The sequence below is a fragment of the Blautia faecis genome (assembly GCF_020554845.1).
In the GTDB taxonomy this organism is placed as follows: Bacteria; Bacillota; Clostridia; order Lachnospirales; family Lachnospiraceae; genus Blautia_A; species Blautia_A faecis.
In genome coordinates this window covers 73,694-91,558 of the sequence record NZ_JAJCIA010000009.1, presented here as the reverse complement: position 1 = coordinate 91,558, position 17,865 = coordinate 73,694, and the positions used below count along the sequence as shown (strand labels likewise).

Sequence of the window (17,865 nt, the reverse complement as noted above, 5' to 3'; positions counted from 1 at the left end):
AAAAACATCAGAATTTTGCTGAAACCGAAGAAAGGAGAGGACAAATTTGCTCCGCTGGAGCTCAGACTGTGTCCTCTCCTTTTTTAACCCCAAATTCTGCCGTATGAGATTTTTTCGGAACCTCTCTGATTTCTTCTGTGCGAGGTTTGTCGGATAAAAAGTTACGATTAGGGGTGGACTTCTGGTGTGACTATTATATAATGGTAGAGTAATGTAACGATTCAGAAGGCAGTATTCTGCCAGGCTTACTATGAGCATGAGAAGTTACGGACGAAATACGATAGATAAATGGTGGTTTAGATTATGAATTACGAGGAAGCGGTTGCTTATATTGAGGAGACTCCGAAGTTTACCAAAAAGAACAGTCTGGAGCATACGAAGGAATGTTTGAGGAGACTGGGGAATCCACAGGAGAAGTTTAAGGTGATACATGTTGCGGGAACGAATGGAAAGGGGAGTACCTGTGCGTTTCTCACATCTATTCTCAGGGAGGCAGGGTATTCCTGCGGTCTGTTTACGTCTCCCCATCTGGTGAAGATCAACGAGCGGTTTCAGATCAATGAGGTGAATATTGATGATGACACCTTTTTGAAAGCTTTTGAGAGAGTGAAAGTGCTGGCGGACGAGCTTGTGGCTGAAGGTAGTTACCATCCTACTTATTTTGAGATGCTGTTTCTTATGGGAATGGTGATCTTTGCAGAGGCAGGGGTGGACTATGTGACTTTGGAAACCGGGCTTGGCGGAAGGCTGGATGCGACTACAGCGGTAGAGAATCCTGTGGCTTGCGTGATCACATCTATCAGTCTGGATCATATGCAGTTTTTGGGAAATACGGTAAGAGAGATTGCAGGGGAGAAGGCTGGAATCATTGTTCCGGGAGTTCCTGTAATCTATGATGGAAATGACAAGGATGCGGCAGAAGTGATCGCTGCGAAGGCAAAGGAGCTTGGAAGTCCGGCTTATAAAGTAATTCAGGCTGGAGCAAAGGTACTGGGAAATAATAAAGATGGCATTGATTTTTCCCTGGAGGACGATTATTATGGGGATACCAGGTTCCATATTCCTTTTATTGCATGGTATCAGGTGATGAACGCATCTCTGGCGCTTACAACTATGGAAGTGCTGAAAGACAGGATTCCGGTGACCATGGAACAGCTGCAGGCAGGAATTGCAAATACCAGATGGCAGGGCAGAATGGAGACCATTTTGCCGGGCGTGATCGTGGATGGTGCACATAATGAGGATGGCGTGCGCAGGTTTGTGGAGACTGCAGAGCGGTTTCAGAAGGAGTATCCGCTGACACTTTTATTTTCTGCTGTGAATGATAAGGATTACCAGGATATGATCCATACAATTTGCAGCAGGATAAAATTCCGTAAAGTTGTGACCACAGAGGTTGGGGGATACCGTGAGGTGCCGTCTGCGGAGCTGGCAGAGATCTTTTGCAAAGAAGGCTGTAAGGATGTTGGAAACTCTGATAATATTGAAGAAGCTTTTCATATGGCGCACGAGGCCAAAGGAGAGGACGGAATGCTGTTCTGCGTGGGTTCTCTTTACCTGGTGGGAGAGATTAAGACACTCTTGTTGAAAAAGTAAATTGTCTGCAGAAAAAAGAAAACATGGGATTTCTGGTTGATTTTTCAGGAGTCTGTGGAGGAATTTTATGATCGATTACGAAGAGGAACTGAAGAAATTTGAGCCCTGTCTGGATGTGACAGACGCAGAAGAGGCTATTTACGATAGAGAGCTGACGGATATTCTGGACATTCTTCAGGAAATGCTCAGGGAGTCCAAAAGCGGACGCAGGATGAAATAGAATAGGAGATACTTAATGAACTGTATGAATTGCGGCGCGTTCCTGGCTGATAAGGATCTGGATTACTGTCCTCATTGCGGGTGCAACGTCCTGATCCAGAAAAAGGTGGAGTATCTATCCAAACTTTATTACAATCAGGGCTTGGAGAAGGCCAGTATCCGGGACCTTTCAGGAGCCGTTAACTGTCTGAAGCAGAGCCTTACCTTTAACAAGAGAAATATCCAGGCGAGAAATCTTCTGGGTCTTGTGTATTTTGAAATGGGAGAGGTGGTTGCTGCTCTTAGCGAGTGGGTGATCAGTAAGAATCTGCAGCCTACCCGGAATATTGCGAATGAATATATTAATCGTCTTCAGGCGAATTCGAATAAACTGGATGCTATTAATGAGACAATAAGAAAATATAATAATGCCCTGGCTCTTTGCAGGGAAGGCCATGAGGATATGGCTGCCATTCAGCTTCGCAAAATTCTGAACCAGAATACCAAGCTGATCAAAGGTTATCATCTGCTGGCGCTGATCTATATGAAGAATCATGACTGGGGCAAGGCAAGAAGAACCTTAAAAAAGGCGGCTCGTATTGACAAGACCAATACAACTACATTACGTTTTCTTCGTGAAGTAGATGAGAGAACCGGTGTAACGACCAGACTTGAGAAACAGAAAAAAGGACTTTTTGGTGCCAAGGGCAAGACAGAAGGTTCGGATGAGATTTCCAGAAGTACTGTGGTACAGCCGGCAGTTTACAGGGAAAATTCCAGAATTTCACTGTTTGTGACACTTATGGCGGGTGTGGCAGCAGGTGCGGCTGCATTTTGGTTTCTGGCAGTTCCGGCTATCAAGCAGGGGATTTACAGAGAAGCCAATCAACAGATTGTAAAGTACAGCGAGTCTCTGGTCAGCCAGGGTGCGGAGCTTTCCAAAGCCCAGGGTGAGGCGAAGGAATCCGGAGATGTGGCAGAGGAAATCACCCAGCAGCTTGATGCCGAGCAGAAGAAGAGCACCAGTTATCAGGCACTTCTGAATGCGTATGCAGCTTATACACAGAATGAGTATGATGCAGCTGCGTTGGAAATCCAGAAGGTTTATGAAGATCAGCTGGGAGATGATGTAATGGGAATTTATAATACCATCTGTTCAGCTACTGGTGTGTCTGGAATCACGGAAGACAGTAAGTCTGAGGGCAGCGAAGATTCCTCTGATTCCGAAAGCAATGATGGAACTGACAATACAACAGAAGGCTCTGAAACGGATTCCTCTGGTTATGACAGTTCTTACAATAATGCATCTGGTGACAGTGGGTATGATGAATCCGGATATTCTGATTACAGCGACGAAAACGGATATTATGATGAAAATGGTGATTTTCAGTATTATGAATAAAAATTTCTGAATTACAATAATGAGAAACCTCTGAACCGGGGATGTGCGGGATAGACCTGCACATCTCTTTTTCTTTTTCCTGTGCAGAGAGTCAAAATAGAGTAAAAAAGGGGGATTTTATTTATGAAACCTGTTTTTGAAACTACGGGAACCTGTCTGAATATTAAACTGCCTGAGGAACTGGATCATCCGGCTTCTGAGCTGATCCGGAGAGAATCAGACAGGATTATGGGAAAAATATATATCAGAACCATTTGTTTTGACTTTGGAAATACTGTTTTTATGGACAGTTCGGGCGTAGGTTTGATCATGGGGAGATACCGGGCTCTGGGGATGCGTTCTGGCTGCATGAAGGCCTGCCATGTAAGCGGATATATTGAAAAATTGCTGCGGCTTTCAGGTGTGAGTAAATTTCTGGAACTGGAAAGAACAGAAAATGAGATGCAGCTGGAAGGGAGGGGAGTCTGATGGGAAATTCCAACGAAATGACCATTATTTTTGACAGCCGTCCGGAGAATGAAGGGTTGGCAAGGGTAGCTGCTGCGGCATTTTGCACCCAGCTGAACCCCACACTGGAGGAAGTAGCAGATTTGAAAACGGCTGTGTCAGAGGCTGTAACCAACTGTATCATTCATGGCTATCAAGGCGAGGTACATAAGATACGGATGAAGTGTGTCAGAAAAGAGAGAACAATTTATCTGGATATTGAGGATGATGGCATAGGGATTGCAGATGTGGAAAAAGCAATGGAGCCCTTATATACGACCCGCGCTGATCAGGACAGGTCAGGAATGGGGTTTACTTTTATGGAAGCATTTATGGATGAGGTTAAAGTCACCTCACAGGTTGGAAAAGGAACCTGTGTGCATATGAGCAAAAAAATCGGTAATTGATCAGGAGGAAGCATGGATCACACTCTTGCTCTCATTGGGCGCATTCACCAGGGAGATAAAGAGGCAAGAGATACTTTGTTTTCGGAAAATATGGGACTGGTGTATAGTGTTGCCAGGCGTTTTCTGGGGAGAGGGGTGGAAATGGAGGACCTTTTTCAAATTGGAAGCATCGGGCTTTTGAAGGCTGTAGATCATTTCAATCCTGAATTTGATGTGAAGTTTTCTACTTATGCAGTACCAATGATCATTGGAGAGATTAAGCGGTTTCTTAGGGATGATGGAATTCTGAAGGTGAGCCGCTCCATAAAAGAGAATCAATATAAGATCTGTAAAATGAGGGAGGAACTGGAGAAAAAGTTAGGCCGTGAGCCGGATCTAAGAGAACTTTCAGATGCTATGGATATGCCGATGGAAGAATTGGCGATGACGCTGGAATCGGCTGCAGAGGTGGATTCTATTTACAAGATTGTGTATCAGGGAGATGGAACGGATTTGCAGCTTGTGGACAGGCTTCCGGAAAAAGAGGATCGCCATGAAAAGCTTTTGAATCGGATTTTTCTGGAGGAAATTCTGGAAAAATTGGAAAGAGAGGAGAAAAGACTGATTGTATTTCGGTATTTTCAGGATATGACACAGACAGAGGTTGCAAAAAAAATGGGAATGTCCCAGGTTCAGATTTCCAGGATGGAGAAAAGGATATTGAAGAAGCTGAGAGAAATCTCCCACAAATTGTGATGCACATTTTGCAGAGAGCCTTTTTCAAACACGCTCTGGAAAAGGAGAAAAAAGCAAAGTATTTTCTCATATTTTCCAGAGCATTATTGGGTGTTAGAATTTAATCTCTTTTCCTTCCAGACGCCACTGTCTGAACTCTGCAGAAGCAGAGAGAAGCAGGTCAGAAGATGAGTTAAGGGCTGTCTCAACTGAGTCCTGGATAACTCCGATAATAAAGCCTACGGCTACAACCTGCATGGAAATGTCGTCAGAAATTCCGAAAAGGGAGCAGGCCATAGGAATCAGAAGGAGGGATCCGCCGGCAACACCAGAAGCACCACATGCAGAAAGGGCTGCAAGAAGGCTGAGGATGATGGCAGTTGGGAAATCAACGTGGATTCCAAGGGTAAAAGCAGTTGCCATTGTCATAACGGTGATGGTGATAGCAGCTCCGTCCATGTTGATGGTTGCACCAAGAGGAATGGTTACGGAATAGGTGTCACGGTCGAGCCCCATCTCCTCACAGGCTTTCATATTTACTGGAATATTGGCAGCAGAACTTCTGGTGAAGAATGCGGTGATGGCACTTTTTTTCAGGCAGTGCAGAATCAGCGGATATGGATTCTTGCGGATACACCAGTAAACCAGAAGCGGGTTTGTTACAAAGTAGATGAAAAGCATGCTGCCTACCAACAGCAGCAGTAGTCTTCCATAGGTAGTGAAAATGTCTAATCCGTTGGTGGATACGGTGTTAAATACCAGACCGAAGATTCCGAAGGGTGCCAGGTTGATGATCCAGCTGACTACCAGGGATGTTCCGTCTGCAATGTCAGCAAGGACTTTTTTTGTGGTGTCATTTGCTGTACGAAGGGCAAGTCCAAGAAGAATGGCCCAGGTAAGGATACCTACATAGTTTGCATTCACCAGGGAAGATACCGGGTTGGCAACAATATTCAGAAGAAGGTTGCTGAGGACCTCCACAATACCCTGTGGGGCATTGGCGGCTGCGGCTGCATTGGTAAGTGTCAGCTGTACAGGGAAAATCATGCTGGCGAAAACGGCGATCACAGCTGCCAGTACAGTGCTGAACATGTAAAGGGCAACTACTGTTTTGATAACGCCGCCATGGGATTTTCCTGCGTTGCACAGTGAACTGAGAACCAGAAAGAATACCAGAAGGGGTGCGATAGCTTTCAGGGCACCTACAAATACATCACCAAGGATGGCAATGCTGGTTGCACCGGGGGCTGCAACTCCAAGGATGGCACCAAGAATCAGACCGACGACGATTCGTTTCACCAGTGCAATCCCGGTCCATTTGTTCCATAAATTTTTCATTTGTTTCTTTACCTCTTTCCCTCTTTAATTTGATAAAAGATTAATTAATTATATAGTATGCAGGGAGGATTCGCAATAAAATATATGATGAAATTAATGAAAATGAGAGACTTTTTTGAAAAAAAGAAAAAATAGAGAAAAAAATCCGGGTAAGGAGGAGCATAAAAACCTCTTACCCGGGTTTGCAAATTAAAAAAATTATTTAGCAGCAGCCTGTTTGCCAAACAGTGTATTCTTGTACTTGGAAAGTGCAGTGAGAAGTACCATTCCAAAGATTCCGCAGGAAATGATCTCTCCGGCACCTACCGTAAGCATCATAAGTGGAATCGGAAGATTGACGGAATAGCCGTAACGAAGTACGAATGGAACCAGAACTGCATTGGCTACGATTGGTGGAACTGGTGCCAGCCATTTGTTGCTGTTACGAAGTTTGTAAGTAAATACAGCTCCGATGAGGGTTGCGATGCTTCCGAATGCAATATCCAGAGGAATTGCACCGCCAAGCAGGTTGGCAAGGATGCAGCCTACAAAAAGACCAGGAATGGCAGCTGGTGTGAAGAATGGAAGAATGGTCAGGGCTTCGGAAATTCGAACCTGGATTTCTCCATAGCTAAACGGTGCAAACACCAGTGTCAGTACAACATAGACAGCCGCAATCAGCGCTGCCTGCACCAGAAACAGGGTACTCTTGTTTTTCATATTCATTTGTCTCCTTTAGTTTTGTTTTACGAGTGGAAGGTCACGAACACTCGATTCATTTTGCGCCGGGAATCGGCGGAAAAGCCGCTTAAGACCTTATTTTTACGGGCTTTTCAACGGGCATGAGTATAGCACATTTGGGAAAGGAATGCAAGGGGAAATGTGGTCGTACCCAATTTGTACCCCATTTTGCATAAGTGGTTGATTTATAGTAACGATAATATAAAAAAAGTGTCTTCGACACTTTTTTATCGGAAATTGATGGAGAATAGGCAGAAGCAATGAAATTAGGTATCGTAATTTACAGCCTTTTTTCAGGTATTCTCCTGCAAAATGTCGAAGGGCGTTAAATGCTGATAGCTAGGGCGTTTAGCGGACTTTTGGATAAGATGTAAGACTTTATAAATTTGCATAGTTTATAAAAAAATGGCCCACCAAATGGCCCACTAAAATAAGCAAAGAGTTCTGATACAAAATAACGTAGGGAACACTCGTGAGTTTGGAGTGTTCCTTGTTTTTGATTTAGATTAAAAGAGTTGTATTGTGACATTTTGAATTGTTTTTTTGTGTATATATTTTGCAAATCAAAAGAGCTTATGCTATACTACACAACAGAAAAAGCAAGATCTGTGGTGATAATATGGTTTACGATGTTATGGTTAGTTATTAGCATAGATCGAGAAATTTGTGAGGTGAAGGAAAAATGGCAGACATTAAATATGATATTGTAGAAGAAATCGGAGTTCTTTCTGAGAATGCTAAAGGGTGGAGAAAAGAAATTAATAGGATTTCCTGGAATGGAGCAACTCCAAAATACGATATCAGGGATTGGGCTCCGGAACATGAAAAGATGAGTAAGGGAATTACCCTATCACAGGAAGAAGTGGATGGTGCTAGAATATAAATAGTACAAGCCAAAATGAGAAATTCCAAATACACATAAGCATGATACAATAGAGGCATGCTGAAGGAGGATCTCATATGGCAAAGCAACATGACAAACAATTTAAACTTGATGCAGTCCAGTACTATCAGGATCACAAAGATCTCGGAGTACGTGGATGTGCAGAAAATCTTGGCATCGGATACAGCACATTAACAAAATGGCTGAAAGACTTCCGAGAATCAGGTGATATTCCTGTTCGTGGTTCTGGTAATTATGCATCTGATGAGCAGAAGGAAATTGCCCGTCTCAGACGTGAATTACGTGATGCCCAAGATGCACTTGATGTGTTAAAAAAGCAATCAACATTCTGGGAAAATGACGGAAGCCATTTATCTTGAAGTGTCTGAGAAGACGGAAGCTGCCAAAAAGGCTGGACGCCGGGTTTCCGTCTCCGGAATGTTGAAATTTTTAGGTGTCTCTCGCTCAGGATATCTTGCATGGATCCACCACGTACCTTCTGATACAGAAAAACGTCGTAAAGCTGTAAAAGCAAAAATACAGGATATTTATGATGATTCCAAGCAGAACTACGGTGCTCCGAAAATCACTGTAGAACTTCGAAAAACTGGTGAAGTCATTTCGGAAAGAACCGTTGGTACATATATGCGCCAAATGGGAATCCGTGCTCAGTGGAGCAAACCATGGACGATCACCACAAAAGATTCCGATTTCAGCACTGAATTACAAAATATCCTTGATGAGCAATTTAATCCTGATCGCCCGAATGCAGTCTGGTGTTCGGATATTACCTACATCTGGACAATAGATGGATTTGTCTATCTGACCAGTGTTATGGATTTATTTTCCAGAAAAATCATAGCCTGGACGCTTTCAGAAACACTGGAAGTATCTTGCGTGATTGATACTATAAACAAAGCCAAAGCTCGCCGAAATATCGATCAACCATTAATTATCCATTCGGATCGTGGCAGCCAATATGTTGCAAAGGAATATAAAAAAGCAACCGAAAATATGCAGCGCAGTTATTCGAAGAAAGCTTTTCCGTGGGATAATGCATGCATTGAATCTTTTCATTCTATTATCAAACGTGAATGGCTCAATCGCTTTAAAATTCGCGACTATAAGCAGGCATACCAGTTGATTTTTGAATATCTGGAAGCTTTCTACAATACGAAACGAATTCATAGCCATTGCAACTATATGTCGCCAAACGAATTCGAACGAGTGTCTGAAAGAACACACACTGAGGCTGAGCTTCTGGCAGGTTAAAATGGGGAGAAATTTCTCATTTTAACTTGTACTAAATCTTGACATAGGACCAGGAAGAATTATATGCAGTTTTGGGAAAAGCTCTTGGAAAATAATAATTGAAACTTTTGAAAATTCTATAAATAAAAAACACACTATAAAAAAATCACTATACTCATCAAGTGTAAGGAGTATAGTGATTTTTTTGTTAGCTAATGTATTTTATTTACTTTTGGGAAGAAACGTGAATTCATTGATAAATCAGTTGTGGGTGCTCTTCCGATGGAACATATCCCAACATAGCAGAAATCGTCTGTGCAGTTTTATGCAAAAGAGGGATTGTTCTGATAAGAAAATTTTCATCCATTCGTACAGTTAACGTGGAAATACTAATAGCTGCTACAGCTCTATTATCTGCATCTCGAATTACATCAGCAATACAGCCAATTCCCATTTCGTGCTCTTCATTATCAACGGCATATCCACGCTTACGAGTTTCTTCCAGCTCTTTTAGTAGTATGTGGAAATCTGTAATAGTGTTTGGAGTGAATTTTTGTATTTCTGAATTTTTCCAAATAGCTTCTACTTCTTCGGAAGACATGCATGCCATTAGGGCTTTTCCGAGTCCTGTATAATACATATAATTATAAGAACCTGTCCGGGAAGAAATTCTGAGGACATTTTCAGATGATACTTCTTTAAAAAGATATACTATGGTAGCTCCATCTGGAATTGCAAGGTGAACAGCTTCGCGACTTACGCGGCAAAGTTCTCGCAATGTATTTTTTGACAGATCTAACAAATCAAAACTGGGAACAGCACTGCTTCCAATTCGGTAGGTGCGTAAAGTCATACGATATGTACTGCCTTCTTGGTCTTTAATAACATATCCGCGATTAACCAAAGTTGTAAGTAGGCGATATATGGTTGATTTGTGAATACCGGTTTCAGCAGTGAGTGTGGCAATGGTAACTCCGTTTGGATATCTGGCCAGAGTTTCCATCACGTCTAATACACGATCTACAAGACGAACATTTGTTTGCTCCATAATTATTCTCCTAAACTATCTTCTTTATTAATTATATTAGCGGATATTTCGGTTAGTTTCAATAAGTAAAACAAAAATAATAGAATATTTATTTCTGAGTATAAAGAGAATTGTAAATAATACACAAAACAAGAGTGAGAGAACAATAGAAAGTTCACAAAAAAGTAATTAACTGTTGACAAATATAATCGGTAATAGTATATTATAGACAAGAAGTTCAAAGAATAAAACGTTGTTTTAAAGAATGAAACAAAAGATCAATATAAATAAATTATATAAAAGAATAACTTTGGACGAACTCTTATACTCAGAGGTGCAAAAATACTAAATATAAGAAATCTAGTAGATATGAAACCTTATTTTGTAGGAAGGAGGAGAAAAGCTTGCGAGACCAGATTATCCAACAGATAAAAGAAAATAAAATTATTGTTATCGTAAGAGGAATTTATGGAATAGACAGAGAGAAGCTGATTGAAGCTCTCTGGAAAGGTGGAATCCGTTTGGTAGAATTCACTTTTGATCAGAAGTCTCCGGAAAAATGGGAAGAAACATGTTGTAATATTTCAGAAACAGTGGCCCGTTATGGAGGCAAATTCTTGTGCGGAGCCGGAACTGTAATGACCCTCGAACAGCTTAAAATGGCGAAAACAGCCGGGGCAAATTATATTATTTCTCCGGATATGAATCCTCAAGTTATTCAGGAAACTGTAAAATTGGGAATGGTATCTATTCCCGGAGCTTTTTCTGCGACAGAGATTGCGGAAGCAGCGAAGAACGGTGCCGATTATGTAAAAGTGTTTCCAGCCGTGTCGTTAGGACCTGAATATTTGAAAGCTCTCAAAGGCCCCTTGAATTACATTCCACTTATGGTGGTAGGTGGTATCAGTTATAAAAATATTGATGCATATATGGAAGCTGGAGCAGCAGGAGCTGGAATTGGAGGAGAAATTGCAAACAAAAAATGGGTTGAATCCGGTGAGTTTGAAAAAATAACAGAAGCAGCGAGACTGACTATCGAAAAACTGCATGGAGGAACGCATGAGTAGAGTAGTGACATTTGGAGAAATTATGATGCGGCTGAATCCGGATGGATATATGGAATTGCTACAGGCTCCGTCCTTGAATATTTCATTTGCAGGCGGGGAAGCAAATGCAGCTGTATCCATTGCAAACTTTGGAATGGATGTGGATTTTGTAACTAAACTTCCGGAAAATGTATTAGGAAAAAGAGCTGCAATGGAATTACGAAAATATGGCGTAGAAGTAAATAAAATTGTTTACGGCGGTCCAAGACTTGGAACTTATTTTGTAGAAAAGGGCGTTTCCCAAAGACCGGTAAAGGTTTTGTATGACCGCCAGAATTCTTCAATTTCTCTGGCAAAAAGATCTGATTTTGACTGGGAAAAAATACTAGAAGGAGCCAGCTGGTTTCATTTCACAGGAATTACCCCCGCACTTGGAGGTGAATGCGTAGAAATCTGTAAAGATGCTTTGAAGGTATGTAAAAAGAAAAACATAACAGTTTGCTGTGATATCAATTACAGAGAAAAGTTGTGGACGAAAGAAGCAGCAGGAAAAGTAATGACAGAATTACTGAAATACGTTGATGTGTGCCTAATTAATGAAGGACAGGCAAAAGACGTATTAGGTATTCATGGAAAATATGAAGATGAAGGCACAGAGGAACATCGAAAAGAAAACTGCAGAAGCGTAGCTGAACAGGTGGCAGATAGGTTTGGTTGCAAAATAGTTGCAGCTACTTTGCGGACAAGCATTTCCGCTAGTGTAAATGGTTGGAGTGGTATGCTTTATACAAATGGAGAAGCTTATTATTCTGCTGATTATAAGTTTGAAATTGTTGATAGGCTGGGCGGTGGTGATTCTTTTGCAGGTGCGCTGATCTATTCTCTGGCTAGTGGGTATGATCCAAAGAAAACTATTGAATTTGCCACCGCGGCATCTTGCCTGAAGCATACCATTGAATATGATTACAATTTAAGTACGATAGAAGATGTAAACCTTCTGATTCAGAATGGAAACAAAGGATTTGTTCAAAGATAAAATAAGGAGATAGAAAAATGAAAATTACAGGTGTTGAGACTTTTCATGTAAAGCCAAGATGGATTTTTGTAAAAGTAACTACTGATGAAGGAATTATAGGTTGGGGAGAATGTGATCTGGAAGGATATAACCTTGTAACTGCAGCCGCTGTTGATTCATTGAAGGATATCATTATTGGACAGGATCCAAGAAATATTGAATATCTGTACAAAGTTATGTATGCAAGTGGCTTTTATCGTGCAGGAGGAGCAGTTTACAGCGCTATCAGTGGTATTGAACAGGCTCTCTGGGATATTAAAGGAAAATGGTTGAATGTTCCGGTATGGCAGTTGCTCGGTGGAAAATCCAGAGACAGAATTCGTATGTATGCACATATTTGCGGCAATATTGACTATACAGAAAGAGATGAGCAGGAGTGCAGAGATCTTCTAGTAGAAAATGCGAAGATAAAGGTAAAAAAAGGCTTCAAATCTTTAAAAACTCCTTTCCTTTGCCCATACCGCCACATTGAAACACCTGCCATGGTAACACGTTTTGTAGAACGAATTGCGAAAATCAGAGAAGCAATCGGTGATGATATTGATCTTGCAGTAGATTTTCATGGAAGAGTTTCTCCGGCTATGGCACCATGGCTTTGTAGGGAATTAGAGCCATATGGTTTAATGTTTATTGAAGAACCGGTGCTTCCAGAAAATGTAGATGTTATGGCAAAAATTGCAAGAATGACTACAATTCCAATTGCAACAGGTGAACGTAAATTTACAACTTTTGAATACCGGGAAGTATTGGAAAAACAGGCAGCAACAGTATTGCAGCCGGATGTGTGTCACGCAGGCGGTATTTCGCAGGTGATGAAAATTGCAGCAATGGGAGAAAATTATTATTGCTCTCTTGCCCCTCACAATCCATTGGGACCGCTGGCTTTGGCAGCGTGCTTACAGATTGATACCGTTATACCAAACTTTACTGCACAGGAACATCCAACTATGGAAGAGGGCTGGGATCTCGGAGCAGTTTATCTTAAGAAACCTTTTGAAATTGTGGATGGTTATATTGAGATTCCACAGGGACCTGGATTAGGAGTGGAAGTTGATGAAGATGGTATAAAAGAAAATTCCTATGATGGAAGATGGGGAACCCCGACAGCATTTTTCAAAGATGACAATTCCTTTGCGCAGTGGTAAGGAGGAGAAAATCGTTGGGTACAAATAAGAGAAACAGGTTTGATGTTTCACCATATCTTTTTATATCACCAGTATTTATTTTGCTGGCATTGCTGGTTGTGTATCCCATTGCCTATGCATTTTATTTAAGCGTTATGGACACAAACCTTACCACGAAATGGGAGTTTGTAGGTTTGTCTAATTACATATCTCTGTTAAAAGACGGAAGTATGATAAACAGTCTGAAAGTAACATTTTTATTTACCATTGTAGTGGTACTGGGACATCTGGCAGTGGGAACGATTCTGGCACTTGCTATGAATAAGAAAAAGCCGGGAGTTACAGTTCTTCGAACTATTTTAATTATTCCGTGGCTTTTACCAGATGTAGTAGTGGCGCTTCTGTATAAATGGATTTTTAATGCAAATTATGGCGTATTTAATACTATTTTAATCCGCCTTGGGATTTTGCAGAAAAATCAGGCGTGGTTAAGCACTGGAAGTGCATTTGTAATTCTTGCCATTGTTTGCATATGGAAAGGATATGCACTGATCATGGTTAATGTAATGGCTGGTTTGCAAAGTGTTCCAGAAGATATTTACGAGGCTGCAAAGCTGGATGGAGCAAAGCCGGTTCAGACTTTCTTTAAAATTACATTACCGATGATCAGACCTGTTATTTCAACAGCGGTCATTCTGGATACAGTGTGGTGGTTCAAACATTACACTATTATTAAATTGCTTACAGATGGTGGCCCAGGAAGTTCCACTTCCACAGTCAGTATTTCCATATATAAAGAAGCGTTTACATTCCATAATTATGGAACTGCAGCAGCAGGAGCTGGTATTGTCTTTGTTATTTGCTGGCTGATTAGTAAAGTGATGAGGAGGGTAATGGATTGTGATGAGTAAAGGAAATTATTCTCTATCAAAAAACCAGAGAAGAGGAAATATTGTATCTTATGCAGTTCTTATTATCGGGGCACTGCTGGTAATACTTCCTATTTTATGGATGTTTATTACTGCATTAAAAGATGACTTGGAAATTTACCAGATGAATGGAAGAATCTTGCCAGAGGCAATTACAGCCACATCTTTTATACGAATCTGGAAAGATTATGATTTTGTATTGTACTTCAGAAACAGTTTAGGTGTTACTCTTGTTGCAGTATTGATTTCGCTGGTAGCGTCCACACTGACAGGATATGGTGCAACAAGATTTAATTTCAGAGGGAAAAATACATTTCTTTCCTTTATTTTAATGACACAGATGTTTCCATCTATTATGCTTCTGGTTCCGTTTTATAAAATATTAAGTGTTTATGGGTTGAATAACTCACTGGTGGGATTGTGTATCGTATATGTTTCCTTTACTATTCCATTTTGTTCCTGGATGATGGTTGGATATTTCAGAACAATTCCAACAGAAATTGATGAATCTGCGGCAATTGATGGGGCTTCTCATTTACAGACATTCTGGAAGATTGCACTTCCGTTGGTAAAACCAGGATTAGTATCTTCTGCAATCTATGCATTTATTACTTGTTGGAATGAATATATGTTTGCAGCAATCCTTCTGGTAAATGACAAGCTGAAAACAGCAGCAGTAGCCATTGCGGAAATGAATGGTTATTACAAGATTGCATGGAATGACATGATGGCAGCTTCGCTGGTTGCATCTGTACCGCTTATTATAGCTTTTGTATTTATGCAGAAAAGCTTTATCAGTGGACTTACTGCCGGTGCTGTGAAGTAAATATGATAAAATGGGAAATGACTTATCAGATGTTAAAGTGTTAATGATTTAAATATTAAAATTTTTGAGATGGGTATTTAAAAATGTAACAAAAAAAATATATAAAACATGTAGGAGGAAAAACACATGAAGAAAAAAATGGCACTTGCACTTAGTTTAGCTATGGCGGCAACAACCCTTGCACCTGCAGCAGTAAGCGCTGCAGATGAGCAGGTAACACTGACCATAATGTCCAGTATTCAAACTGAGGACGAAGGAAAATTGGAATCTGCGATTGCAGATGCTTACATGGAGCAGAATCCAAATGTAAAAATTGAGTTCATATCTGTTGCAAACAATGATTTGGATGCACAGATTACCACAATGGCAGCTTCTGATGATCTTCCGGATGCATTCTATATGAACTGTGCATTTATGTCTACTGCACTGGATATGGGAATTGTTGCTGATTCCAGCAAGTATATTTCTGATGAATACAAAGCAGATGTTTTACCAGAAGTTCTTGATTATGCAACTGTAGACGGAAACTTAATGTTTATTCCGTGGTTCCAGATTCCTGTTGCACTGATTTACAGAACAGACTGGTTAGAGCAGGCTGGCATTGATAAAATTGAAACAATGGATGATTTCCGTGAAGCTGCAAAAGCATTTACAGATATTTCCGGAAATTATGGTTTTTCGATGGTAGGCACCAGAAATGGTTCCGGTGAGGCAAGATTCTCTGTTTACGACAAAGCTTATGGTGTAAACGAAGTTTACCAGAATGATAGCGGAGAGTGGGAATCTGATTTAACCTCTGACAATTTCAAAACCGCACTTGAATCTTTTGTAAATCTTGATTTGGAAGATGGAACTGTCCCGGCTGGAGCATCTGAGACAGCTTACCAGGATGCAGTTACTTATTTTGCAAATGAGCAGACCGGTCTTATTATTTCTGGAAGTAATGCAGTTGGAGCAATTTTGAACAGAAATCCTGAACTTGCAGGAAAACTTGGCAGTATTGCAATTCCAGCAGGTACAACAGAAGATGGACGTCATGTAACAAATCTTCAGGTTTCAGGTTATGCAATCACAAGCACCTGTGAGCATCCAGAAGAAATGGCAGCTTATCTTGAGTTTGCAGCAAGCTATGATAATGCAGTAAGCTTTGGTTCCCAGACAGGACGTATTCCTGTAACAGAAAGTGCTCTTGCTGACGAGGCATTCTCAGGTGACGAGTACACAGGCTTCAAAGATTGCATGCAGTACTCTATTCCATATTCCACATTCCCGGGATATGCAGAAGTACAGGATATCATGGGTGAGGCATACAACTCCATGCTTACAGGAACTTCATTAGAAGATGCGATGGCAACTGTTGATTCAAGAATAACAGATCTGCTGGCAGAGTATAACAAATAAAGATTAAAATAGAGGGGCATCACCGGTAAGCTTTATCATGCGACCTGGTGGTGCTCTTTTTATAAGGGATAAAAAATGAATGAAAAGATTGCAGAAGCGATTAACATCTTAGGCTTTTTTTGCGGAAAAAGAGATATAACAGAATTATCAACAAAATGCCTGAAGGATAAATATGGAATAGAACAGGTCGATGTTATGGTATTATTTGGTGGAAGTATTCTTTGTGGAGGAGATATTCTGGCACAAGCAATGAGAAACCAGATTGCAAAGAAATATATTATTGTAGGGGGTGCTGGTCATACCACAGAAACGTTGCGACAACTGGTCCACAGGGAATATCCTCAGATTGTCACAGAAAATCTTCCAGAAGCAGAGGTGTTTTCCTGCTATTTAAAAGAAGTTTATCAATTAGAAGCCGATGCCCTGGAAACCCGGTCGTCCAATTGTGGAAATAATATTGCCAATCTGATTGCATTACTAGAAGAAAAGAATATAACCTGGAAGAGTATTATTCTGTGTCAGGATGCAACTATGCAACACCGCATGGAAGCAGGGCTTCATAAATATGCATCAGAAAAACTTATTATCAATTATGCATCTTATCAAGCGAAAGTTTGCTATCAGGAAGCTGAATTGCAGTATCAGATTCAAATACATGGAATGTGGAAAATTGACAGATACATAAATCTGCTTATGGGAGAAATTCCCCGTCTTACAGACAATGCGGAAGGCTATGGACCAAATGGTAAAAAATTTATTTGCCATGTGGATATTCCAGAAAATGTTCGGGAGGCATTTGAATTATTGAAAACAGTTTATGGAGAAGAAACAAGAGCTGCAAATCCTTTGTATGCGTGAGAAAATGGAGACAGAGAAAACGCTTAGATAGAACAGGATGTGTAACCGCATATGGGCTAACCTTAATGTTAGATTACTGCACCAGTAATCGTGTTACTTGTTAAGTTAATTGACCGCCGTGTACCGGACAGTACGCATGGTGGTGGGAGAGGTCAGGGAAGCATTGTTAGGCAATTTACCATGGTCGGATTTAAGGGGAAAAATAGAATATGCTATCAACTTATCTACAGATATAAGTCGTATTTTTAAATATGAAAGAGAGCATACAGATGAAAAAAATAATAGTTTATATGAAATATTTATAAACAAGGCACGTACGCATCGAAACTGGTTATCCCATATGTTTGAGAGCAAAGCTCCACAACATTTTTCAGGGGCTGAAATAGATCTAGCAGTTCGTAAACTTAAATTTTTATTCAGAATACTGCTGTTACATGATATTAATGCAGAAATAGAAGATGGAGAGGTTGACAGAGTTTGCAGAAATATTGATAAATGGTATGAAAAGAATACATTATCATGATTAATGATTAAGAGGAAAGTCAAACCTATGGCTTTCCTCTTAGTCAAAAATGATATGGTAT

At 40.6% G+C, this 17,865-nt stretch carries 20 protein-coding genes and 1 pseudogene; 18 read left to right on the top strand and 3 right to left on the bottom strand.

All coding sequences use genetic code 11. The features are described from left to right. The first annotated feature begins 303 nt into the window (after window positions 1-303). From LIZ66_RS06660 to LIZ66_RS19880, 7 genes and pseudogenes are all read left to right on the top strand, one after another. On the top strand, window positions 304-1,596 hold the full coding sequence (locus LIZ66_RS06660; protein ID WP_173735234.1) for a bifunctional folylpolyglutamate synthase/dihydrofolate synthase: 1,293 nt from the start codon (window positions 304-306) through the stop codon (window positions 1,594-1,596). 67 nt (window positions 1,597-1,663) lie between these two features. Beyond that, on the top strand, window positions 1,664-1,816 hold the full coding sequence (locus LIZ66_RS06655) for a hypothetical protein (protein WP_021925740.1): 153 nt from the start codon (window positions 1,664-1,666) through the stop codon (window positions 1,814-1,816). A gap of 15 nt (window positions 1,817-1,831) precedes the next feature. Beyond that, entirely contained in the window at window positions 1,832-3,196 is a 1,365-nt protein-coding gene (locus tag LIZ66_RS06650; protein WP_173769593.1) for a tetratricopeptide repeat protein, read from the top strand. 123 nt (window positions 3,197-3,319) lie between these two features. Further along, the gene (locus LIZ66_RS06645) at window positions 3,320-3,664 is read left to right on the top strand and encodes an STAS domain-containing protein (protein WP_148461256.1); all 345 of its coding nucleotides are present in this window, start codon (window positions 3,320-3,322) and stop codon (window positions 3,662-3,664) included. Continuing rightward, on the top strand, window positions 3,664-4,089 hold the full coding sequence (gene spoIIAB, locus LIZ66_RS06640) for an anti-sigma F factor (RefSeq protein WP_118583239.1): 426 nt from the start codon (window positions 3,664-3,666) through the stop codon (window positions 4,087-4,089). Before LIZ66_RS06645 ends, spoIIAB begins: the two co-directional genes overlap by 1 nt. A gap of 12 nt (window positions 4,090-4,101) precedes the next feature. After that, a complete protein-coding gene (locus LIZ66_RS06635; RefSeq protein ID WP_227200689.1) occupies window positions 4,102-4,824 on the top strand; it encodes a SigB/SigF/SigG family RNA polymerase sigma factor in 723 nt (240 codons plus the stop codon). A 13-nt stretch (window positions 4,825-4,837) separates the two neighbouring features. Continuing rightward, window positions 4,838-4,921, top strand: a pseudogene (locus tag LIZ66_RS19880) (hypothetical protein); the annotation flags it as partial. On the opposite strand, the gene sstT reads toward LIZ66_RS19880, so the two are convergent. After that, window positions 4,918-6,141, bottom strand: coding sequence for a serine/threonine transporter SstT (sstT, locus tag LIZ66_RS06630; RefSeq protein WP_227200688.1), 1,224 nt, complete (start codon window positions 6,139-6,141; stop codon window positions 4,918-4,920). The pseudogene LIZ66_RS19880 and the gene sstT sit on opposite strands and share 4 nt — an antisense overlap. A gap of 198 nt (window positions 6,142-6,339) precedes the next feature. Next, window positions 6,340-6,840 (bottom strand): QueT transporter family protein, encoded by a 501-nt coding sequence (locus LIZ66_RS06625; protein ID WP_148461260.1) that lies wholly within the window; start codon window positions 6,838-6,840, stop codon window positions 6,340-6,342. 703 nt (window positions 6,841-7,543) lie between these two features. Between LIZ66_RS06625 and LIZ66_RS06620 the strand changes: the two genes are divergently transcribed. From LIZ66_RS06620 to LIZ66_RS06610, 3 genes are all read left to right on the top strand, one after another. Continuing rightward, on the top strand, window positions 7,544-7,744 hold the full coding sequence (locus LIZ66_RS06620) for a YdbC family protein (RefSeq protein ID WP_226837691.1): 201 nt from the start codon (window positions 7,544-7,546) through the stop codon (window positions 7,742-7,744). 77 nt (window positions 7,745-7,821) lie between these two features. Beyond that, complete coding sequence (locus LIZ66_RS06615; protein ID WP_226837690.1) at window positions 7,822-8,124, top strand: transposase; 303 nt, start codon at window positions 7,822-7,824, stop codon at window positions 8,122-8,124. Beyond that, window positions 8,102-9,016 carry an IS3 family transposase gene (locus LIZ66_RS06610; RefSeq protein WP_226837689.1) on the top strand — a complete coding sequence of 305 codons (915 nt, stop codon included), beginning with the start codon at window positions 8,102-8,104 and terminating at the stop codon, window positions 9,014-9,016. Before LIZ66_RS06615 ends, LIZ66_RS06610 begins: the two co-directional genes overlap by 23 nt. A gap of 229 nt (window positions 9,017-9,245) precedes the next feature. Here LIZ66_RS06610 and LIZ66_RS06605 read toward each other — a convergent pair whose 3' ends face one another. Beyond that, complete coding sequence (locus tag LIZ66_RS06605; RefSeq protein WP_215661097.1) at window positions 9,246-10,043, bottom strand: IclR family transcriptional regulator; 798 nt, start codon at window positions 10,041-10,043, stop codon at window positions 9,246-9,248. 383 nt (window positions 10,044-10,426) lie between these two features. On the opposite strand from LIZ66_RS06605, the gene LIZ66_RS06600 reads away from it, so the two are divergent. The 8 genes from LIZ66_RS06600 (at window position 10,427) to LIZ66_RS06565 (ending at window position 17,804) form a co-directional block, all read left to right on the top strand. After that, window positions 10,427-11,089 (top strand): bifunctional 4-hydroxy-2-oxoglutarate aldolase/2-dehydro-3-deoxy-phosphogluconate aldolase, encoded by a 663-nt coding sequence (locus LIZ66_RS06600; protein WP_173769598.1) that lies wholly within the window; start codon window positions 10,427-10,429, stop codon window positions 11,087-11,089. Beyond that, window positions 11,082-12,104 (top strand): sugar kinase, encoded by a 1,023-nt coding sequence (locus LIZ66_RS06595; protein WP_173769599.1) that lies wholly within the window; start codon window positions 11,082-11,084, stop codon window positions 12,102-12,104. The genes LIZ66_RS06600 and LIZ66_RS06595 overlap by 8 nt, the downstream gene beginning before the upstream one ends. Before the next feature lie 17 nt (window positions 12,105-12,121). Beyond that, entirely contained in the window at window positions 12,122-13,288 is a 1,167-nt protein-coding gene (gene dgoD, locus LIZ66_RS06590; protein ID WP_173769600.1) for a galactonate dehydratase, read from the top strand. 14 nt (window positions 13,289-13,302) lie between these two features. Beyond that, the gene (locus LIZ66_RS06585) at window positions 13,303-14,178 is read left to right on the top strand and encodes a carbohydrate ABC transporter permease (protein ID WP_226837688.1); all 876 of its coding nucleotides are present in this window, start codon (window positions 13,303-13,305) and stop codon (window positions 14,176-14,178) included. After that, entirely contained in the window at window positions 14,171-15,022 is an 852-nt protein-coding gene (locus LIZ66_RS06580; protein ID WP_173769810.1) for a carbohydrate ABC transporter permease, read from the top strand. Before LIZ66_RS06585 ends, LIZ66_RS06580 begins: the two co-directional genes overlap by 8 nt. A gap of 126 nt (window positions 15,023-15,148) precedes the next feature. Then, on the top strand, window positions 15,149-16,423 hold the full coding sequence (locus LIZ66_RS06575) for an ABC transporter substrate-binding protein (protein WP_226837687.1): 1,275 nt from the start codon (window positions 15,149-15,151) through the stop codon (window positions 16,421-16,423). 75 nt (window positions 16,424-16,498) lie between these two features. Then, window positions 16,499-17,281 (top strand): ElyC/SanA/YdcF family protein, encoded by a 783-nt coding sequence (locus LIZ66_RS06570; RefSeq protein ID WP_226837686.1) that lies wholly within the window; start codon window positions 16,499-16,501, stop codon window positions 17,279-17,281. Window positions 17,282-17,417: 136 nt separating this feature from the next. After that, entirely contained in the window at window positions 17,418-17,804 is a 387-nt protein-coding gene (locus LIZ66_RS06565; RefSeq protein WP_173769813.1) for a HEPN domain-containing protein, read from the top strand. Window positions 17,805-17,865 lie beyond the last annotated feature (61 nt).

Coding starts and splice junctions, on each gene's coding strand:
- LIZ66_RS06575 (WP_226837687.1), top strand. CDS start 15,149: ATGAAGAAAAAAATGGCACTTGCACTTAGTTTAGCTATGGCGGCAACA.
- LIZ66_RS06645 (WP_148461256.1), top strand. CDS start 3,320: ATGAAACCTGTTTTTGAAACTACGGGAACCTGTCTGAATATTAAACTG.
- LIZ66_RS06610 (WP_226837689.1), top strand. CDS start 8,102: ATGACGGAAGCCATTTATCTTGAAGTGTCTGAGAAGACGGAAGCTGCC.
- LIZ66_RS06565 (WP_173769813.1), top strand. CDS start 17,418: ATGGTGGTGGGAGAGGTCAGGGAAGCATTGTTAGGCAATTTACCATGG.
- LIZ66_RS06615 (WP_226837690.1), top strand. CDS start 7,822: ATGGCAAAGCAACATGACAAACAATTTAAACTTGATGCAGTCCAGTAC.
- sstT (WP_227200688.1), bottom strand. CDS start 6,141: ATGAAAAATTTATGGAACAAATGGACCGGGATTGCACTGGTGAAACGA.
- LIZ66_RS06625 (WP_148461260.1), bottom strand. CDS start 6,840: ATGAAAAACAAGAGTACCCTGTTTCTGGTGCAGGCAGCGCTGATTGCG.
- LIZ66_RS06605 (WP_215661097.1), bottom strand. CDS start 10,043: ATGGAGCAAACAAATGTTCGTCTTGTAGATCGTGTATTAGACGTGATG.
- LIZ66_RS06570 (WP_226837686.1), top strand. CDS start 16,499: ATGAATGAAAAGATTGCAGAAGCGATTAACATCTTAGGCTTTTTTTGC.
- LIZ66_RS06660 (WP_173735234.1), top strand. CDS start 304: ATGAATTACGAGGAAGCGGTTGCTTATATTGAGGAGACTCCGAAGTTT.
- LIZ66_RS06655 (WP_021925740.1), top strand. CDS start 1,664: ATGATCGATTACGAAGAGGAACTGAAGAAATTTGAGCCCTGTCTGGAT.
- dgoD (WP_173769600.1), top strand. CDS start 12,122: ATGAAAATTACAGGTGTTGAGACTTTTCATGTAAAGCCAAGATGGATT.
- LIZ66_RS06635 (WP_227200689.1), top strand. CDS start 4,102: ATGGATCACACTCTTGCTCTCATTGGGCGCATTCACCAGGGAGATAAA.
- spoIIAB (WP_118583239.1), top strand. CDS start 3,664: ATGGGAAATTCCAACGAAATGACCATTATTTTTGACAGCCGTCCGGAG.
- LIZ66_RS06595 (WP_173769599.1), top strand. CDS start 11,082: ATGAGTAGAGTAGTGACATTTGGAGAAATTATGATGCGGCTGAATCCG.
- LIZ66_RS06580 (WP_173769810.1), top strand. CDS start 14,171: ATGAGTAAAGGAAATTATTCTCTATCAAAAAACCAGAGAAGAGGAAAT.
- LIZ66_RS06650 (WP_173769593.1), top strand. CDS start 1,832: ATGAACTGTATGAATTGCGGCGCGTTCCTGGCTGATAAGGATCTGGAT.
- LIZ66_RS06620 (WP_226837691.1), top strand. CDS start 7,544: ATGGCAGACATTAAATATGATATTGTAGAAGAAATCGGAGTTCTTTCT.